The following is an 18,350-nucleotide window of genomic DNA, read 5'->3' as shown; positions in this document are numbered from 1 at the left end:
TGCTCCATAATTCCGGGCTAGTGCGCGACCACGGCTTCGCCTGAAGCGGCCATGATCTTTTCCTTGGTGACGTCAGCACCGAATTCCGCTGAGATCCGGCCGCGATGCATGACGATGATGCGGTGCGCGATGCTCAGGCACTCGTTGACCTCGGACGTCGAGTAGATGACGGCGAGACCCTGGCGGGCGCGTTCGGCAAGAAGCTTGAAGACTTCCGCCTTGGCGCCGATGTCGATGCCGCGGCTCGGCTCGTCGAGAAGAATGACCTTCGGGTCGGTCGCCAGCATCTTGCCGATGACCACCTTCTGCTGGTTGCCGCCCGACAGCGAGCCGATGGCGGCCTCTCCTCCATCGGTTTTCACATGGACTTTGCGAATGGAGGCATCGACGAGCTCACGCTCGCGACGGCCGGATGTGAACAACCCCTTGGTGAAGGCGCCGATGCTGGCGAGCGACAGGTTGGAGCCGACCGTCATCGTCTGGACGAGGCCGTCGCGCTGGCGATCCTCTGGCACCAGCACGAGGCCGCTTGCGATACGTCCGGCGATGCTCAAATGCCCGACATCCCGGCCTTCAAGACGAATGGTCCCGCCACTGGCGCGCAACCGTCCGGCCACGCATTCCAGAAGCTCGGTACGGCCGGCGCCCATCAGGCCGTAGATACAGACGACCTCTCCGGCCCGCACGTCCAGCGACAGGCGGTCGACCGAATTGAAAGCCGATCCGGAGGGGCCGGAAACGGTGAGATTGCCGATCGAAAGCGCAGGCTTACCGAACGCATAACCCTCGGGCGGGCTGCCGAGATCGAAGTTGTCGCCCACCATGTTTCGCACGATCCATTCGAGATCGATGTCCCTGCGTTGCGCATAGGCAGTCATCGTGCCATCGCGCAGCACGACCGCATGGTGGGTGATCTGCAGCGCTTCCTCAAGATGATGCGAGATATAGACGATCGACACGCCGCGATCGGTCAGGTCATGGATGACCCTGAAAAGTACCTCGACTTCGGTGGCGCTGAGCGCTGAAGTCGGCTCATCCATGATCAGGATACGCGAATTGACGGACAGTGCCCGAGCGATTTCGACGATCTGCTGCTGGCCGAGACGCAGATCTTCCACCTTGGTCAGCGGATCGATCTCCTCTTCCAGTTCTTCCATCAAAATGCGCGTCTGGCGCTCTTCCTCCGCGAAGTCGACGACGCCGCCCTTGATGATTTCGCGGCCCATGAAGATGTTGTCGCGAACGCTGAGATTGGGCGCGAGGCTGAGCTCCTGGTGAATGATCGAGATGCCGCATTCGCGTGCATGAGTGGAAGAGCTGAAGCTGATTGGCGCGCCATCGAGAATGATCTCGCCTGACGTCGGCTGGACGACGCCTGAAAGGATCTTCATCAGGGTCGACTTGCCTGCGCCGTTCTCGCCGAAAAGCGTCGTCACCTGTCCACGATGAATATCGAAATTGACGCCTTTGAGAGCATGCACATTGCCATAGGATTTGGCTATGTTGCGGGCAGCCAGGACGACCTCGCCAAGGGTCTCTGATATGGGCATCGGCTCGCTCATTTGACGGTGACCTTGACCGGAGTGACGAGCCAGTTCTTGGGGTTGATCAGTTTGAACACGCCGACGACGGTCGCCGTCTTGCCATCGAGCTGGTCCGGATCGAGGCCGGCGAATACGGCCTTCTTCATCTCGTTATTGATCGCCGAACCGGCATCCTGATACTGGATCTGGTTCGTGAACTGGCCGAACTCGATCGCGCCCGTGGCATCGCGGAGGTCCGTGCCATTGACCGCAGGGCCGGTCTGGACACGGACCACCGTCTCGGGGGGAAGGCCGTCGATCTTCATCTCGTTTGTATTGGATTTGCGTGCGCCGAAGGTGCCGGTCAGCGTCACCGGGATGACCGGGCCTGTGCTCGTGGCAACGCCGTATTTCTCACCGGCCGCCTTCTTGTCCGCAGCGATCGCCGCTGCGAGGTCCTGCGCGGCCACGGCTCTCTTCTCGACATCCGCCTGGATCTTCGGAAATTGCTCGGCGCCGAAGGATTCCGGAGAAAAGGCCTGCTGCCGCACATCGCTCTCCGAGCCGATCTTGACGACCTTGGTGTCGAGCGCGATTGCGCCGACGAGCGCGGCCGCCACAACGGCACTGACGATGAGCTTGAAGCTGCCTTTGCCTGGCGCAGATGCTGCGTGAGCGGGTTGAGTATTCATTGCTGGCGACCTTTGCGGCTGGTCGGATCTATGTCGAAAGAGGAGGAAACCGGTGAAAGCCTTACGGCTGCTTCATCGAAGACGGTGCGTGTCGAAACCCGCATCGGCGCGCAAAAACATGCCGAGCTGCAAAGCGCGATGATGAGCGGAAAGAATGTGCATCCGAACCTCCTCAATACCGAACCGGCGATTGTCTCCTCCAACCGCTAGGACCGTGATTTTCTATCAGCGGCGATGACCGCGTGATAGGTAAGTGGTATTTATGTCAAAAATCATGTTATCAAATTCTGCGTCTGTCAACAGGTCTTTTGGTCGGCTAGCTCCTATGGTATGAAATACGCAGCTTCTGTGCACAGCGATTTAAGGAGCTTTTCCGCATGTTTCGCCGTCACCAAGGCGGCCGGGGCCTTCGCGCAAAATTTATCTATATAATTGATTATAAATCATAAAATAAATCTTATCCAACACTCTGCACATTCGATCGCTGGCGAAATGGTTCAAGAGAGTGGTTACGCCTTGCTCTTATCATGAATAATATTCTACATGAAAAAAATTTCACAGTCAGCAAAATCTTACTGGAACAATGATATCTTTGTGTTATGTTTTTGATGAGGCCCTGGGAGGTTTCGAAGAGCATCAAGTCTGCAAACCGCCAAGGTGTGATGCCGGCTTTGCTCCTGGATTCGAAGTGTGGTCGTCTACGCTATTTGCAGTCTGTGGCGATCAGGAGGATGTGAGACATGACATCGACGCGCGCTTTGCCCCTCGCGACGTTCGACCTGGCAGGCGGATAATCTCAGATGACCACCAGCCGCCAGCTCATCATCGGTATCGATGCCGGTACGTCGGTCATCAAGGCCGTCGCCTTCGATCTTTCCGGTCGCCAGATCGCGACCGCATCTGTTCGCAACAAATATGTGAGCGGTAGCGACGGCTCGGCTACGCAGCCGCTTGCCCAGACCTGGCAGGATTGCGTGACAGCCCTTCGTGGCCTTGGCGAGAAGGTCGAGGATCTTGCTTCGCGCGCGGCCGCCATCGCGGTGACGGGACAGGGCGACGGGACATGGCTGGTCGGTCAGGGAAATCGACCGGTCGCCGATGCTTGGCTCTGGCTCGATGCTCGCGCTGCGCCGACAGTGGTTTCGCTTGCTGGCGAAGTGTCGAACCGGGCTCGTTTTGAACAAACGGGCACCGGGCTGAATACGTGCCAGCAGGGTGCGCAGCTTGCTCACATGGACCGGGTGGTGCCGGAGCTCCTGGACCAGGCGGAGACCGCGCTGCATTGCAAGGATTGGCTCTATCTCAATTTTACCGGCGTGCGGGCGACCGACCCCTCAGAGGCAAGCTTTACCTTCGGCGATTTCAGGACGCGGCGTTATTCGCCTGTTGCCATTGAAGCGCTCGGACTGACGCATCGCCGTGCGCTCTTGCCCGATATCCTCGACGGGACGGAAATCACCCATCCGCTGACGGAGGAGGCCGCGCGTGCCTGCGGACTTCTTGCCGGCACGCCGGTCAGTCTCGGCTATGTCGACATGGTGATGACCGCGCTCGGTGCCGGCGTTCGCAGCGGCGGACGCAACGCGGCCTGCTCGACGATCGGGTCCACCGGCGTGCATCTGCGGGCAAAGCCGGTGGCCGATGTTCATCTCAATCAGGAGGGCACCGGCTATGTCATTGCCTTGCCGATCCCAGGCACCGTCACGCAGGTGCAGACCAATATGGGCTCGACGATCAATATCGACTGGCTGCTGGATATGGCCACCTACCTGATGGCGGAGGCCGGAAAGCCCGCCACCCATGCCGAACTTGTCGGACGGATCGACCGCTGGTTTTCCGAAAGCCGGCCAGGTTCGGTCGTCTATCATCCCTATATTTCCGAGGCCGGAGAGCGCGGCCCCTTCGTCAATGCGCAGGCCCGCGCGGGATTTTCCGGCTTGTCGGTTCGCCACGGATTTCCGGATCTTGTTCGCGCGGTGGTCGAAGGATTGGCGCTGGCGACGCGTGATTGCTACGCCGCCATGGGCGACATGCCCGAGGAATTGCGCATCACTGGCGGCGCCGTACGCTCAAGTGCGCTTCGCCATTCGCTCAGCGCGTCCATCAATGCGCCGATCCGCCTGTCTCGCCGTGAAGAGACCGGAGCGGCCGGTGCAGCCATGATGGCAGCTGTCGCGATCGGCGCCTACGACACGATGGATGACTGCATCGCCGACTGGGTGACGCCGCTCCTCGGCCAAGCCGAAGAGCCGGTTGCGGAGGAAGTCCAGCGCTTCGATCTCTTGTTTTCCGCCTATGGCGATATTCGAAAGGCCATGCCCGCCGCCTGGGAAACGCTGGCTAGAGCCGCGGCGATGCCGCCCATCAAATAGATCGTTGATGCAACAGGCATCCGAGGGAGCATGACATGACCGAACCCGAAATCCTGGATCTTTTCGTCATCGGCGGCGGCATCAACGGCGCAGGAATTGCCCGCGATGCGGCGGGGCGTGGCTTGAAAGTCGCCTTATGCGAGAAGGACGATTTGGCACAGGGGACATCGTCCCGCTCTGGCAAGCTCGTGCATGGGGGGCTTCGCTATCTGGAATATTACGAGTTCCGCCTCGTGCGGGAAGCGCTGATCGAACGCGAGGTGCTGCTCAACGCCGCACCGCACATCATCTGGCCGATGCGTTTCGTGCTGCCGCACAGTCCCGAGGATCGGCCCGCCTGGCTCGTCCGGCTCGGCCTCTTCCTCTACGATCATCTCGGCGGCCGCAAGAAATTGCCAGGCACCCGCACGCTCAATCTGCTGCGCGATCCCGAAGGCACACCCATTCTCGATCAATATACCCGCGGCTTCGAATATTCGGATTGCTGGGTGGACGATGCCCGCCTCGTCACCTTGAATGCGGTGAGCGCGGCTGAGAAAGGCGCCCTGGTGCTCACCCGGTCGCCGGCAGTGTCGGCGCGCCGGGAAAATGGCCAATGGATGATCACCACGAAAAGCAGCACGAGCGGTAAGACGCGGACCTTCCGTGCCAAATGTCTCGTCAATTGCGCCGGCCCGTGGGTCACCGACATCATCAACCGCGTCGCCGGCTCCAATTCCAGCCGCAATGTGCGTCTGGTCAAGGGCAGCCACATCATCGTGCCGAAGTTCTGGTCCGGCTCCAACGCCTATCTGGTCCAGAACCACGACAAGCGTGTCATCTTCATCAATCCCTATGAGGGCGACAAGGCGCTGATCGGAACGACCGACATCGCCTATGAGGGCCGGGCCGAGGACGTGGCGGCCGACGAGGCGGAAATCGACTATCTGTTGAAGGCGGTGAACCGCTATTTCAAGGAGAAGCTGCGCCGGCAGGACGTGCTGCACAGCTTCTCCGGCGTGCGTCCGCTGTTTGACGACGGCAAGGGCAATCCGTCGGCGGTGACCCGCGACTACGTGTTCGATCTCGACGAGACCGGGGGAGCGCCGCTTCTCAATGTCTTCGGCGGCAAGATCACGACTTTCCGAGAACTCGCCGAACGCGGCATGCAGCGCCTCAGGCATGTCTTTCCCAACATGGGCGGCGACTGGACGGAAAAGGCGCCGCTGCCGGGCGGCGAAATGCCCAATGCCGACTACGAGACCTTCGCCAACAGCCTGCGTGACACCTATCCCTGGATGCCGCGCAAGCTCGTCCATCACTACGGCCGTCTCTATGGCACACGCACGGGGAACCTGGTTGCCGGGGCAACGGATCTGCAAGGTCTCGGCCGCCACTTCGGTGGGCAGCTCTATGAGGCGGAAGCCCGTTACCTCGCCACCGCCGAATGGGCGGAGACAGCCGAGGACATCCTCTATCGTCGCACCAAGCACTACCTGCATCTGAGCGAGGCAGAGCGGGCAGCTTTTGCCGACTGGTTTGCTTCATCCCATCTTGCCGCCGCCTGAGGAGGCCTTGATGCCGCTTTCGCTTTCGCTGAATACCAATCCGCTGGTGAACCGTTTTGCCGACCCGGACGACCTGATCGAGACGGTGGCGCGAGACCTGCGCATCCGCGATCTCCAGCTGACGCATGAATTCATCAATCCGAGCTGGCAGGCCCCCGTCACCCGCCGCCTGACCCGCCAGATGAAGGCGGCGTTGGCGCGCACCGGCGTCCGCGTCACCTCGGGCATGACCGGACCTTACGGACGGTTGAACCATTTCGGGCACCCGGATGCCGAGGTGCGCCGCTACTATGTAGATTGGTTCAAGACCTTCGCCGACATTACCGCCGATCTCGGCGGACATTCCGTCGGCACGCAGTTTGCGATCTTCACCTACAAGGACTTCGATGACGCAAGCCGGCGCGAGGAACTGATCAAGATCGCTATCGACTGCTGGCGCGAAGTCGCAGAGCATGCCGAGGCTGCCGGGCTTTCCTACATCTTCTGGGAGCCCATGAGCATCGGCCGGGAATTCGGCGATACGATCGAATCCTGCCTTTCGCTGCAGGCACAGCTGGCTGCCGCCGATATGGCGGTGCCGATGTGGATGATGGCCGATATCGACCATGGCGACGTCACGTCCGCCAATCCCGACGACTACGATCCCTACGCCTGGGCGCGGGCCGTGCCGAAGCTGTCGCCGATCATCCACATCAAGCAGAGCCTCATGGACAAGGGCGGCCACCGGCCGTTCACGGCGGAATTCAATGCCAAGGGGCGGATTCAACCCGCGCCACTATTGGACGCCTTTGCGGCAGGCGGCGCCAGTGACAATGAGATCTGCCTCGAACTTTCCTTCAAGGAACGCGAGCCGAACGATCGCGAGGTCATCGCGCAGATTGCCGAAAGCGTCGCCTTCTGGGCGCCGCATATCGACACCGGCGCCGCAGACTTGAAGATATGATCCGGCGATTTACAAAGGCTGGTTGTTATCAGGCGGTATAGCCGTCGAAGAAATGGGAAGGATGCGGTAATGACGGATGCCGATGATACGCTTGCCGTGCGGGCCGCCTGGCTTCACTACGCGGGCGGACTGACGCAGTCCGACGTCGCCCGGCGCCTCGGCATCCCCTCGGTCAAGGCGCATCGGCTGATCGCACGTGCCGTCGCCGATGGTGTCGTCAAGGTCACGATCGACGGTGATATCGTCGAATGCGTCGAACTGGAGACGCGCCTCGCCGAGCGCTTCGGATTGCAATATTGCGAGGTCGCGCCCGATCTTGGCGAAGAGGGTCTGCCGCTGCGCGCGCTCGGTCATGCGGGGGCTGGCTATCTGAAGCGCGAGATCGAACATGGTGATCACTCGGTCATTGGTCTTGGCCATGGCCGCACGCTTTCGGCCGCCGTTCAATACATGCCGCGGACGAACGCCAAGCATATGCGCTTCGTTTCCCTGCTTGGGGGCCTCACGCGAAACTACGGCGCCAATCCCTATGATGTCATGCACCGCATTGCGGAAAAGACCGGCACACATGCCTATGTCATGCCGGTTCCCTTCTTCGCCAACACTGCCGAGGACCGGGAGGTTCTCAGGGCGCAACGCGGTGTCAAGGAAGTGTTCGACCTCGCCAACGCCGCCGACCTGAAGCTCGTCGGCCTGGGGACTGTGGACGCCGAGGCCCAACTGGTGCTCTCCGGCATAGTCGAGCCAGGCGAGATCGAGGATATCGCGGCCGCGGGCGGCATCGGCGAAATCCTCGGTCATTTTTTCAATGCGGATGGCCAGATTCTCGACACAGCTCTGACTGCGCGCACGCTTTCGGCATCCTTCCCGACGACGAAGAAGGAGCGCCTCGTGGCCCTGGCAGGCGGACAGGCGAAGGTGGCCGCCATACGGGCCATCCTGCGAAGCCGACGCCTTCACGGGCTCATCACCGACGAACGGACCGCGCAAGCCCTTCTGGCCTGACGATCTTGTTGTCAGCCATTCGACCGCATAATCACATTTCCTTTTGTTGATTTTCACATTTTTTATGTTATATTGTTGCTTATGAAACGGGAAGAACGCCAGCAGCTGATTGTCAATCTGCTCGTCGAGGACAAGACCGTCGACGTGGACGATCTTGCCGAGCGCTTTTCCGTCTCCAAGATGACGATCCACCGCGACCTCGACGACTTGGAACAGGCAGGTGTCCTGCGTAAGGTGCGCGGCGGAGCGACGATCGATGCCGGCACACAGTTCGAAAGTGATTTTCGCATTCGCGAGCGTCAGGATGGCGAGGCCAAGGTTGCCATGGCGCAAGAAGCGCTGGCCATCATCGAACCTGGCATGACGATCATGGTCAACGACGGTTCGATGGCCGCGGTTCTCGGCGAGATGTTGTTGCGTAAGCGACCACTGACGGTGATTACCAACAACGCGGCAGTCATGGAGCGGTTGAAGGGCGAAAACGGCATAACCCTGATTGCGCTCGGGGGCATTTATTCCGCAAAATTCAACGCCTATTTCGGCGTCGTTACCGAAGAGGCGCTGTCGCGCCTGAGGGCCGATATCGCTTTCATCTCGACGCCGGCGGTCAGCGGCAGGCTTGCCTATCACATGGACGACAATGTCGTTCGCGCCAAGCGGGCGATGATCTCTTCCTCGACAAAAAGCTGCCTTTTGGTCAACCACCAGCGCATTGGCCACACGGCGCTGCACGTCATGGCGGATCTGGCCGATTTCGACACTGTCATCACCGATAGCGCGCCAGCGGCCGCTGTCCTCGACGAATTCGACCGGGCGGGCATCAAGCTCACCATCGCTGCGGCACAGGATCAGGCATGACCGATAAACCGAACTTCTGGATTGGCACCAGCTGGAAGATGAACAAGACGCTTGCGGAGGCCGAGCATTTTGCCCGCGGCCTCGGGGCGGCCGATGCTGCGCGCGATCCGCTCATCCAGCGTTTCGTGATCCCGTCCTTTACGTCCGTGCGGGAGGTCAAGCGCATACTTGCGAAGACCTCCGTCAAGGTCGGTGCGCAAAACATGCATTGGGCGGACCAGGGTGCGTGGACGGGGGAGATTTCTCCGCTGATGCTGAAGGATTGCGATCTCGACATCGTCGAACTCGGACATTCCGAACGTCGAGAGTTTTTCGGAGAGACGGATGAGACAGTCGGGCTGAAGACGGAAGCCGCCGTTCGCCATGGCCTGATTCCGCTCATCTGCATCGGCGAGACCCTTGCTGACCGGGAAAGTGGAAAAGCTGCAGAGATCCTGGCGGTGCAGGTGCGCGGGGCGCTGTCGAAGCTCTCTGACGAGCAGAGATCAGCCGAAATCCTGCTTGCCTATGAGCCCGTCTGGGCGATCGGCGAAAAAGGCATTCCGGCGACGGCGGAGTATGCCAATGCGCGCCAGGCTGAGATCATCGCAGTCGCCGAAGCGGCGCTCGGGCGGAAAATCCCCTGCCTTTATGGCGGGTCGGTCAATCCGCAAAATTGCGAGGAACTGATTTCGAGCCCTCATATCGACGGGCTCTTCATCGGCCGTTCTGCTTGGAACGTCGAGGGTTATCTCGACATTCTCGCGAAATGCGCCGCCAAACTCCAAGGAGAAGAAAGATGAAGCTTGCAATTGCGGGAGATAGCGCCGGCGAAGGTCTCGCCAAGGTGCTCGCCGAACACCTCAAGGACCGTTTCGACGTTCATGAGGTGTCGCGCATCGATGACGGGCTCGACCCGTTCTATGCCAACCTATCGGATCGTGTTGCCTCGGGCGTGGTCGATGGCACCTATGACAAGGCAATCCTGGTCTGCGGCACCGGCATCGGCGTCTGCATCTCCGCTAACAAAGTGCCTGGCATCCGCGCGGCCCTGACGCACGACACCTATTCGGCCGAGCGTGCTGCTCTTTCCAACAACGCGCAGATCATCACGATGGGCGCGCGCGTCATTGGACCTGAACTCGCAAAGTCGATCGCCGACGCATTTCTCGCTCAGACATTCGACCAGAACGGCCGTTCGGCCGGCAACGTCTCCGCGATCGATGAGCTTGATGCAAAATACAATGCGCGTTGAGAGCGGGACACAAGTGGCCGGCCGTCCGCCGGTCGCTCGTTTTCGGCGTGAGAATAATGAAGCGCAATGATCATTATGCCCCGGTTGATATCTGGTCGATCCGCCAGACGATTCTCGACGATCCTGGTCCGGAGCGGTCCGGTATCTATGCGTCGATCAATCGTTGAGCGGTAAACTTATCGGTTACCAGCGTGCCGATGACGCCGACACGCAAAGCGCCGGCGATTGCGGCTGTTTTCTTTGCGCCGCCGGCGAGCGCTATCACGCGGTCCACCCGGCTAAGGTCTTCAAGGGGCAGGCCGATGACGCGGTCGTCGAGAGGCGTCTTCACCGGTTTGCCGTCCTTGTCGAAGAAACGCAGAGAAATGTCTCCGACGGCGCCGGCCTCTGCGAGATCGGCGAGTTCGCGCGACGAAAAGATGTTGCCGGAGCGGGCAAGCAATTCGGACGGCTCCACCGCGCCGATGCCGACGATGGCGAGCGTGATGCTTCCGAAGAGATCCATCGTCTCACGAACGAAAGGGTCTGCCTGCATCAGCAATTTGGCTTCCCGCGATGTCGTTACGCCTTGTACGGGAAGCAATTTCGGTTCGGCCCCCGTCAGCCGGGCCAGGCGGGTGGTGAGCTGCGTGGCATGTGTCTGCACGGAAGGGTCGCCCATGCCGCCGAGGGTCTGGACGACATATTTCGCCTGGGCGCTTTTCTGGGGATGGATGTTTTCGACCATCTTGAAGATCGTCTGACTCCAGCTCGACACGCCGATGATCTCGCCGGGTGAAAGCGTGACCTCGAGCAGGTGGGCGGCCGCTTCGCCGATGCGGGCCATGATGGCGCCGTCACGGTCCTCGGTACATTCGACCACGATCGCTTCCGGCAGCTTGAACTTGTCGCGGAGCCCGCCTTCAAGTTCGCTATAGGTTCCGACAGGGGGGATCACGCTCGTGCGGACGATGTCCTCCGCCTCGGCCCGTTTCAACATTCGCGATACGGTCGCCTGGGAAAGGCGCAGATGCTCGGCGATCTCCGCCTGCCGTCGCCCTTCGATGTGATACATCTGGGCCACTCTTGAAATCAGGCGGAGTTCATTGAGGCGGGACATGAGCGATACCGGCTTGAATTTTTATTCACATTTAGCCGGTGTCGGTCGCGACGTCGAGCGGGCCAGCGCATCATTCCATGTATTCAGAAGACCGGTCCGATCGATCTCCTCGGGACGGATCACCTGCGTGCTTCTCGGGAGCGCCTCTATCGTGTCGAGATCTTTCCACAGACCGAGCGACAGTCCGGCGAGATACGCGGCTCCGAGGGCGGAGGCTTCGGGAGCTTCGCACTGGATCACGGCATGCTCGATCAGGTTCGATACGCATTGCATCAGGAAGCGGTTCTGGCTCGGTCCGCCATCGACGTAGAGGGCGCCGAGTTGGCCGCCGCTCTGGGCGCGCATGGCAGCGATCACGTCATGGACCTGGAAGGCGATCGAATCCGTTACCGAGCGGGCCATCTGCGCGCGCGTCGTGGAAAAGTTGATCTGGGAGAAGAGGGCGCGGGCGTCGGAGCTCCAGTAGGGTGCGCCCAGACCAACGAAAGCCGGTACGAAGCCCGGTCCGCCCGGCTCGGCGTTTGCCGCGAGATCGACGAGGGCGGCCACATCGGCAAGGCCCAGAATGTCTGCCATCCAGGGAAGGCTTGCGGCCGAAACGAGGATGTTACCCTCGAAGGCGAAGGTCGGCACGCCGGCAATCCGCCATGCAATCGTCGTAGTAATACCGTTGCGCGGCGCAACGAAACGCGGCAGCGTCGTCATGACGGACGATCCGGTGCCGAAAGTCACCTTGCCATCGCCCGGCTTGAAGGCGCCATGACCGAAGAGCGCCGCATGGCTGTCACCGATGGCGGAGCGGATCGGCGTGCCATCGGCAATGCCGGGAACTCCCCGTGCCGTGCCGAAGTCGGCGGAACTGTCGAGCACTTCGGGCAGCAGCCTGATGTCGACGCCAAAGATTTGGCCGAGCTCTTCGCTCCAGACTTGGCCTTGCAGGTCGAACAACTGGCTGCGGGCGGCATTGGAGGCATCGCAGACGTGGCGGCTGCCGCCCGTCAGGCAATGGATCAGCCAGCTGTCGATCGTGCCGAGACGCACCCGGCGTCCGGCCGGAACGCGATCGAGCAGCCAGCGAAATTTCGAACCGGGAAACATCGGGTCGAGGGGCAGGCCGGTCAGTGCCTCCACACGGTCCAGATGCCCTTCGGCGATGAGACGCTCGCAGTCCGGCGCGGTGCGGCGGCACTGCCAGCTGAGCACTGGTCCGAGCGCTTCGCCAGTCTCGGCATCCCACATGGTGACGGACTCACGCTGGTTGGACACCGCTATTGCCTCTACGGAGACGCCGGAGGCGTTTTTCAGGCATGCCTCGATCGCTTCGCAGACGGAGGCAAAGATGCGGCGGGGATTCTGCTCGACCCAGCCCGGCTGCGGATAGGAGATACCGACGGCGGCCGATCCTCTGGCAACGACGTCGCCTGTCTCGGAAACCAGGACGGCCTTCGAATTGGTGGTGCCCTGGTCGATCGCCAGAATTGCCCGCATCATCTTCTCCTCAAACGAATGGCCGGGGCGGATGCGCGCCCCGGCTCAAAAGACCTGCTATCAGATTATTTGCGCTTGATCAGCGCCTGGGCCGCATCGGCGATCGCCACCGGCGCCATGCCGAATTCGTCGAGGAGGAATTCGGCGGATCCCGTCGGCGCGTAAACGCCGGGAACGCCGAGACGCTTCATCGGCACAGGGGCGTTGTCGACCACCACTTCGGCGACGGCGGAACCGAGACCGCCGAAGATCGAGTGCTCTTCCGCCGTTACGATCGCGCCAGTCTCGTGGGCCGCGGCGATGATGGCGGTTTCGTCGATCGGACGAACGGTCGCCATGTTCAGCACGCGCGCCTTGATGCCGCGCGCGGCAAGGATTTCGGCGGCCTTCACCATGCGGTGGGTCAGCGTGCCGTTGGCAATAAGGGTGACATCGGAGCCTTCGCGCAGCAGGTTCGCCTTGCCGACTTCGAACTTGTGGCCTTCGGGCAGCAGATCCGGAACGCCGACGCGCGACAGGCGCAGGAAGCAGGGACCATTGTAGCTTGCGGCCCATTCGACGGCGGCGGCAGTCTCGATCCGGTCGCAGGGGGCGATGACGGGCAGGTTCGGCAGAACGCGTGTCCAGGCGAAATCCTCGATCGAATGATGGGTCGGGCCGAGTTCGCCGTAAGCCATGCCCGAGGAAATGCCGACGAGCTTGACGTTGGCATTGGAGTAGGAAATGTCGGCCTTGATCTGCTCGAGCGACCGGCCGGTCAGGAACGGCGACGCACCGCACACATAGGGCAGGCGTCCGCCATTGGCGAGGCCGGCGCCGACGCCGACCATGTTCTGTTCGGCGATGCCGACATTGACGAGGCGATCAGGGAATTTCGACTTGAAACCACCGAGTTTCGACGAGCCGACGGAGTCATTGCAGACGGCGACGATCGTTTCGTTTTCGGCCGCCAGGCGCTCAAGCGTCGCGGCAAAGGCATCGCGGCAGTCATAGAGCTTCGTTGGGTTTACGGGCGCGTTCATTAGAGTGCCTCCGACAGTTCTGCCAATGCGGTTTCATACTGTTCTTTGCTCGGAACCTTGTGGTGCCAGTCGACCCGGTCCTGCATGAACGAAATGCCATGGCCCTTGTTCGTATGCGCAACGATGCAATGGGGGCGGTCGCTGCGATGCTCGAGAGCAGGCACGATCGCGTGCATGTCATTGCCATTGATTTCGCTGACTTCCCAGCCGAAGGCCTCGAGCTTCGGGCGAAGCGGCGCGAGATCGTTGGTGTCCGCGAGGGATGCACCCTGCTGGAATCTATTGTGGTCGATGATCAGCGTCAGATTGTCGAGGCGGAACTGATATGCGGCCATGATGGCCTCCCAGTTGGATCCTTCCTGCATCTCGCCGTCACCGGTGATGACATAGGTATGGTATTTCGCGCCCGAGAGTTTTGCCGCCTTCGCCATGCCGACAGCGACCGGTAGCCCGTGTCCAAGCGGGCCGGTATTCGTTTCGACGCCCGGCACCTTGTTACAGTTCGGGTGCCCGTTCAGGCGGGAATGCGGCTTCAGGAAGGTCGAGATTTCCTCTTCCGGAATGAAGCCGCGCTTGGCGAGCGCGACATAGAGCGCGCAGGCCGTATGGCCCTTCGAAAGCACGAACCTGTCGCGATCGGGATGTCTGGGCTGGTCGGGCCAGACGCGCAGCACGCGGAAGTACAGCGCGGTGAGGAGATCGATCACCGACATCTCGCCACCGATATGGCCGGCGCCCGCCTCGTATACGGCCTGGAGGTCGCGCAGACGGATCTGGCGAGCAACACGTTCAAGTTCGGAAGGCTGCATCGTTTCCTCTTGTGAATAAATATTCATATGTTGATATTTTTGCACAGGCGTTGGCTTAGTCAAGCCCCCTCTTAATCATTATGCGCTAGTCGTCACCTGAAAAGCCGGTTGACAGCACTTAGGCAAGTTGTTAATGAATTTTCCAGCAGGCATGAATATTTATTCTTGCTTGATGAAATATTGGCCGCCGGCCTTAATCTTCAGGGAGGAATGATGGTGGCGATCGACGTGAATGAACAGAGCCGTCCGTCCGGCACGTTCGTCAGCAAGCTCACGGGAGCAACCGGTCCGCTCATCGGGTTGCTTTTGCTCTGCCTGTTCCTGGCCTTCAGCACCGATGCCTTTCTCTCCGTCCGCAATGGTCTGAACATTCTCGACCAGATCACCGTGCTCGGGATCATGGCTGTTGGCATGACCTTCGTGATCCTGATCGGCGGTATCGACCTTTCGGTCGGTTCGGTTCTCGCTCTCGCGATGATGGTGATGGGCTGGACGGCGAATATCGCCGGCCTGCCGCTCAGCGTCGGGATCGTGTTGGCGCTCATTGCCTCGATGATCAGCGGCCTGATCGTCGGTATCATGGTTACCTGGTTCAGGGTACCCGCCTTTATCGCGACGCTCGCGATGATGTCGGCCGCCCGCGGTGTGGCGAACATGATCACCGATGGCCAGCAGATCGTCGGCTTCCCCGACTGGTTCATGATGCTGGCCATTGACCGTCACTTCGGCATCCTGACCGCAACCGTGTTCCTGATGTTGACTGTCGTCGCGGCCGCCTGGGTTTTCCTGCACTTCCGCGCAGAAGGCCGCATGCTCTATGCGGTCGGCGGCAATCCCGAAGTTGCCCGCCTTGCCGGCATCAACGTCCAGCTTGTGACTATTCTTGTATACGTGGTGAGTGCCGCGCTTGCGGGTCTTGCCGGTATCGTTCTTGCCGCCCGTCTGGACTCGGTTCAGCCGTCCAGCGGTTTTGGCTACGAACTGGACACGATTGCGGCCGTCGTCATCGGCGGAACGTCTCTGTCGGGAGGCGCAGGCGGCATTGGTGGCACGCTTATCGGCGTCCTGATCATCGGCGTGCTGCGCAACGGTCTCAACCTGCTCAACGTCTCGCCCTTCCTGCAACAGGTCATCATCGGTGTCGTCATCGTTCTCGCTGTCGGTGCGGAAACGATCCGCAAGCGGCGGGCTGCCTGATCATTCGGCCCGCAGATGTGCGGGCCGCCAGAAATTCCTCTCCGAAAGGTTTGGAGCGGAGCTATTGCCCGAGGGGGAGGATACCCGAGGGTTCATTAACAACGGAGGAACTGACATGAAATTTGCGCGCACTCTGCTCGCGTCTGCCGCCCTGCTTGGCCTCAGCCTCGGATCCGTTCAGGCGGCCGAAGTCAAGAAGCTCGGCCTTGCCGTCGCCAATTTGCAGGCAAACTTCTTCAACCAGATCAAGCAGTCGGTCGAAGCTGAAGCCAAGAAGCGTGGCATCGAGGTCGTCACCGTCGATGCCAAGGGCGATGGCCCGACCCAGGTCAACCAGATCCAGGATCTGCTGACCCAGAATATCGACGCACTGATCTACATCCCGGCAGGCGCTGCTGCAGCCAGTGTGCCGGTCAAGCTCGCAAAGCAGGCCGGCATTCCGGTCGTCAACGTCGACCGCAATGCCGAAGGCGCTCCGGGCGATACCTTCCTGGCGACCGATTCCGTCGCCTCCGCCAAGGCGGTTTGCGACTACATCCTCAAGGAAGCCGGCGGCAAGGGCAAAATGGTCATCATCCATGGCCAGAAGGGCACCACGCCTGAACTGGACCGCTCCAAGGGTTGCCAGGAATCCCTGAAAGCCTATCCGGACGTGAGCGTCGTCGCCGAGCAATATTCCAACATGTGGAGCCAGGACGAGGGCTTCCAGATCATGCAGAACATGCTTCAGTCGAATTCGGATGTCTCGATCGTATTTGCCCAGGCAGACGGATTGGCGCTCGGTGCGGCTCAGGCGATCAAGGTCGCTAATCCATCGCAAAAGATCGTGGTCGGTGGTTTTGACGGCGACACCGCGGCACTCGAGGCCCTCAGCAAGGGTGTGTTCAACGTGACCGCGACACAGCAGACGCAGAAAATGGGCCGCGATGCGGTGGAGAACGCGGTCAAGCTCGCTGCCAAGGAAAAGGTGCCGCCGGTCCAGCTGATGGATGCCACGCTGACGACCAAGGAAAACGTGGCAGGCTTCATCGCCAACCATCCGTAATCAGCCGAAATCGTTAGGAGGTGTGCTGTGACCGAGCCGGTTCTTTCCCTGAGGGGCATATCCAAGCGCTACGGACCGCTCCAGGTTCTAAAAAACGTGGACCTGGACGTCTATCCCGGCGAGGTGGTGGCGCTGCTCGGTGAAAACGGCGCCGGCAAGTCGACGCTGTCAGGCATCATTGCCGGATCGCGCGCACCTTCCGAGGGTTCGATGACATGGCTGGGGCAGCCTTATGCCCCGGCCGCTCCACGCGAGGCGATCGACAAGGGCGTCGTGCTGATCCACCAGGAACTGCAGCTTCTGCCGCATCTCTCCATCGCTGAAAATGTCTTCATCGGTCGATGGCCGATGAAGAATGGCGTGGTCGACCGCACCCAGATGGTCCGCCGCGCCCAGGAACAGCTCGCGCGGCTGAACCTGCACATCCCCGCGACCCGAAAGGTTGCCGGTCTCTCGACCGCCAACCAGCAGCTCATCGAGATCGCCAAGGCGCTGGCACTCAATGCAAAGCTCCTGATCCTCGACGAGCCGACCGCAGCCCTTGGCAGCGCGGAGACGGAAGCTTTGTTCGAACAGGTGCGCAAGCTCCGCTCCGAAGGTGTGGGCATCATCTACATCTCCCACCGCATGGAGGAGATCAAAAAGATCACCGACCGCATCGTCGTGCTGCGCGACGGAGAGCGTGTCCATGAATTTGCCGACAGTGCGACGCCGGTGCGCACGATCGTTGAAAGCATGGTCGGCCGCTCGCTCGATCGCATGTTTCCGACCCTTCCCGAGCCGACCAGCCGGCCCGTGCTTGAGGTGTCCGGCCTGACGTCGCCGGACGATTCCTTCCGTGATGTGAGCTTCGACGTCCATGCGGGTGAAATCCTCGGCATTGCCGGCCTTGTCGGCGCTGGCCGCACCGAACTTGTGCGTGCCATTTCCGGTGCCGATCCGATCAGCGCCGGCTCGGTCAGGCTGGAGGGCCAGCCGCTGAAGCTGCGCAGCCCGGCGGATGCGATTGCCAGGGGCATCGTGATGGTTCCTGAAGACCGAAAGGAGCAGGGCCTCGTCGTCGCGCACAAGATCAGCGAGAACATTATCTACGCCAATCTCGACAAGCTCGGCGGGCGCTGGATCACTGCGGGCATGAAGCGTGTCTTCGCCGAAAAGGCAGTGGCGAAATTCGGCGTCAAGGGGCGCGCGGAGCAATTCGCCTCCGATCTCTCAGGTGGTAACCAGCAGAAGGTCGTCATCGCCAAATGGCTGATGCGTGATCCCAAGGTCGTGGTGCTGGACGAGCCGACGCGCGGCATCGATGTCGGCGCCCGCGCCGGCATCTACGACATCATCGTCAACCTCGCCAAGCAGGGTGTCGCGGTCATCGTCGTGAGCTCCGATCTTGAGGAGGTTCTCGGCGTATCGAACCGCATTCTCGTGCTGGCGCAGGGCAAGCAGGCAGGCATTCTGAAGCGTGACGAGGCAAACGACGTCTCGGTCATGGAACTGGCGACAATCTAGGCAAAGACAG

At 60.9% G+C, this 18,350-nt stretch carries 17 protein-coding genes; 11 read left to right on the top strand and 6 right to left on the bottom strand.

From position 1 onward, the window contains the following. Positions 1–17: 17 nt before the first annotated feature. Both FHT82_RS18405 and FHT82_RS18400 read right to left on the bottom strand, forming a co-directional pair. Positions 18–1,562, bottom strand: coding sequence for a sugar ABC transporter ATP-binding protein (locus FHT82_RS18405; protein WP_183733914.1), 1,545 nt, complete (start codon positions 1,560–1,562; stop codon positions 18–20). After that, positions 1,559–2,215: a DUF2291 domain-containing protein gene (locus FHT82_RS18400; RefSeq protein ID WP_183733912.1), complete on the bottom strand. Its 657-nt coding sequence runs from the start codon at positions 2,213–2,215 to the stop codon at positions 1,559–1,561. Before FHT82_RS18400 ends, FHT82_RS18405 begins: the two co-directional genes overlap by 4 nt. 30 nt (positions 2,216–2,245) lie before the next feature. On the opposite strand from FHT82_RS18400, the gene FHT82_RS18395 reads away from it, so the two are divergent. The 8 genes from FHT82_RS18395 to FHT82_RS18360 all read left to right on the top strand — a co-directional run bounded on the left by FHT82_RS18395 (position 2,246) and on the right by FHT82_RS18360 (position 10,174). Continuing rightward, positions 2,246–2,425: a hypothetical protein gene (locus FHT82_RS18395; protein ID WP_183733910.1), complete on the top strand. Its 180-nt coding sequence runs from the start codon at positions 2,246–2,248 to the stop codon at positions 2,423–2,425. A 590-nt stretch (positions 2,426–3,015) separates the two neighbouring features. Next, positions 3,016–4,587 carry an FGGY-family carbohydrate kinase gene (locus tag FHT82_RS18390; protein WP_183733906.1) on the top strand — a complete coding sequence of 524 codons (1,572 nt, stop codon included), beginning with the start codon at positions 3,016–3,018 and terminating at the stop codon, positions 4,585–4,587. A 35-nt stretch (positions 4,588–4,622) separates the two neighbouring features. Next, positions 4,623–6,134 (top strand): glycerol-3-phosphate dehydrogenase, encoded by a 1,512-nt coding sequence (locus tag FHT82_RS18385; protein ID WP_183733903.1) that lies wholly within the window; start codon positions 4,623–4,625, stop codon positions 6,132–6,134. A 10-nt stretch (positions 6,135–6,144) separates the two neighbouring features. After that, on the top strand, positions 6,145–7,077 hold the full coding sequence (locus FHT82_RS18380) for a TIM barrel protein (protein ID WP_183733901.1): 933 nt from the start codon (positions 6,145–6,147) through the stop codon (positions 7,075–7,077). Positions 7,078–7,146: 69 nt separating this feature from the next. Next, positions 7,147–8,082 carry a sugar-binding transcriptional regulator gene (locus FHT82_RS18375; RefSeq protein WP_183733898.1) on the top strand — a complete coding sequence of 312 codons (936 nt, stop codon included), beginning with the start codon at positions 7,147–7,149 and terminating at the stop codon, positions 8,080–8,082. A gap of 81 nt (positions 8,083–8,163) precedes the next feature. Beyond that, positions 8,164–8,940, top strand: coding sequence for a DeoR/GlpR family DNA-binding transcription regulator (locus tag FHT82_RS18370; protein ID WP_183733895.1), 777 nt, complete (start codon positions 8,164–8,166; stop codon positions 8,938–8,940). After that, entirely contained in the window at positions 8,937–9,722 is a 786-nt protein-coding gene (locus tag FHT82_RS18365) for a triose-phosphate isomerase (protein WP_183733892.1), read from the top strand. The genes FHT82_RS18370 and FHT82_RS18365 overlap by 4 nt, the downstream gene beginning before the upstream one ends. After that, on the top strand, positions 9,719–10,174 hold the full coding sequence (locus tag FHT82_RS18360; protein ID WP_183733889.1) for an RpiB/LacA/LacB family sugar-phosphate isomerase: 456 nt from the start codon (positions 9,719–9,721) through the stop codon (positions 10,172–10,174). Before FHT82_RS18365 ends, FHT82_RS18360 begins: the two co-directional genes overlap by 4 nt. A gap of 145 nt (positions 10,175–10,319) precedes the next feature. On the opposite strand, the gene FHT82_RS18355 is transcribed toward FHT82_RS18360, so the two are convergent. The 4 genes from FHT82_RS18355 to FHT82_RS18340 all read right to left on the bottom strand — a co-directional run bounded on the left by FHT82_RS18355 (position 10,320) and on the right by FHT82_RS18340 (position 14,592). Next, on the bottom strand, positions 10,320–11,273 hold the full coding sequence (locus FHT82_RS18355; protein ID WP_183733886.1) for a sugar-binding transcriptional regulator: 954 nt from the start codon (positions 11,271–11,273) through the stop codon (positions 10,320–10,322). Positions 11,274–11,294: 21 nt separating this feature from the next. Then, positions 11,295–12,761 (bottom strand): FGGY-family carbohydrate kinase, encoded by a 1,467-nt coding sequence (locus FHT82_RS18350; RefSeq protein ID WP_183734200.1) that lies wholly within the window; start codon positions 12,759–12,761, stop codon positions 11,295–11,297. A 65-nt stretch (positions 12,762–12,826) separates the two neighbouring features. Continuing rightward, entirely contained in the window at positions 12,827–13,783 is a 957-nt protein-coding gene (locus tag FHT82_RS18345) for a transketolase family protein (RefSeq protein WP_183733884.1), read from the bottom strand. After that, positions 13,783–14,592: a transketolase gene (locus FHT82_RS18340; protein WP_183733881.1), complete on the bottom strand. Its 810-nt coding sequence runs from the start codon at positions 14,590–14,592 to the stop codon at positions 13,783–13,785. The genes FHT82_RS18345 and FHT82_RS18340 overlap by 1 nt, the downstream gene beginning before the upstream one ends. A gap of 213 nt (positions 14,593–14,805) precedes the next feature. Here FHT82_RS18340 and FHT82_RS18335 point away from each other — a divergent pair, with 213 nt between their 5' ends. The 3 genes from FHT82_RS18335 to FHT82_RS18325 all read left to right on the top strand — a co-directional run bounded on the left by FHT82_RS18335 (position 14,806) and on the right by FHT82_RS18325 (position 18,340). After that, positions 14,806–15,789 carry an ABC transporter permease gene (locus FHT82_RS18335; RefSeq protein ID WP_183734198.1) on the top strand — a complete coding sequence of 328 codons (984 nt, stop codon included), beginning with the start codon at positions 14,806–14,808 and terminating at the stop codon, positions 15,787–15,789. Positions 15,790–15,904: 115 nt separating this feature from the next. Further along, positions 15,905–16,834: a sugar ABC transporter substrate-binding protein gene (locus FHT82_RS18330; RefSeq protein WP_183733878.1), complete on the top strand. Its 930-nt coding sequence runs from the start codon at positions 15,905–15,907 to the stop codon at positions 16,832–16,834. A 27-nt stretch (positions 16,835–16,861) separates the two neighbouring features. After that, on the top strand, positions 16,862–18,340 hold the full coding sequence (locus FHT82_RS18325) for a sugar ABC transporter ATP-binding protein (RefSeq protein WP_183733875.1): 1,479 nt from the start codon (positions 16,862–16,864) through the stop codon (positions 18,338–18,340). Positions 18,341–18,350 lie beyond the last annotated feature (10 nt).

Source organism: Rhizobium sp. BK275 (genome assembly GCF_014193555.1).
Taxonomy (GTDB): Bacteria; Pseudomonadota; Alphaproteobacteria; order Rhizobiales; family Rhizobiaceae; genus Rhizobium.
This window is presented reverse-complemented; position numbering and strand designations above follow the sequence as displayed.

Coding starts and splice junctions, on each gene's coding strand:
- FHT82_RS18355 (WP_183733886.1), bottom strand. CDS start 11,273: ATGTCCCGCCTCAATGAACTCCGCCTGATTTCAAGAGTGGCCCAGATG.
- FHT82_RS18335 (WP_183734198.1), top strand. CDS start 14,806: ATGGTGGCGATCGACGTGAATGAACAGAGCCGTCCGTCCGGCACGTTC.
- FHT82_RS18365 (WP_183733892.1), top strand. CDS start 8,937: ATGACCGATAAACCGAACTTCTGGATTGGCACCAGCTGGAAGATGAAC.
- FHT82_RS18375 (WP_183733898.1), top strand. CDS start 7,147: ATGACGGATGCCGATGATACGCTTGCCGTGCGGGCCGCCTGGCTTCAC.
- FHT82_RS18380 (WP_183733901.1), top strand. CDS start 6,145: ATGCCGCTTTCGCTTTCGCTGAATACCAATCCGCTGGTGAACCGTTTT.
- FHT82_RS18330 (WP_183733878.1), top strand. CDS start 15,905: ATGAAATTTGCGCGCACTCTGCTCGCGTCTGCCGCCCTGCTTGGCCTC.
- FHT82_RS18345 (WP_183733884.1), bottom strand. CDS start 13,783: ATGAACGCGCCCGTAAACCCAACGAAGCTCTATGACTGCCGCGATGCC.
- FHT82_RS18395 (WP_183733910.1), top strand. CDS start 2,246: ATGTCGAAAGAGGAGGAAACCGGTGAAAGCCTTACGGCTGCTTCATCG.
- FHT82_RS18400 (WP_183733912.1), bottom strand. CDS start 2,215: ATGAATACTCAACCCGCTCACGCAGCATCTGCGCCAGGCAAAGGCAGC.
- FHT82_RS18390 (WP_183733906.1), top strand. CDS start 3,016: ATGACCACCAGCCGCCAGCTCATCATCGGTATCGATGCCGGTACGTCG.
- FHT82_RS18340 (WP_183733881.1), bottom strand. CDS start 14,592: ATGCAGCCTTCCGAACTTGAACGTGTTGCTCGCCAGATCCGTCTGCGC.
- FHT82_RS18360 (WP_183733889.1), top strand. CDS start 9,719: ATGAAGCTTGCAATTGCGGGAGATAGCGCCGGCGAAGGTCTCGCCAAG.
- FHT82_RS18350 (WP_183734200.1), bottom strand. CDS start 12,761: ATGCGGGCAATTCTGGCGATCGACCAGGGCACCACCAATTCGAAGGCC.
- FHT82_RS18370 (WP_183733895.1), top strand. CDS start 8,164: ATGAAACGGGAAGAACGCCAGCAGCTGATTGTCAATCTGCTCGTCGAG.
- FHT82_RS18385 (WP_183733903.1), top strand. CDS start 4,623: ATGACCGAACCCGAAATCCTGGATCTTTTCGTCATCGGCGGCGGCATC.
- FHT82_RS18405 (WP_183733914.1), bottom strand. CDS start 1,562: ATGAGCGAGCCGATGCCCATATCAGAGACCCTTGGCGAGGTCGTCCTG.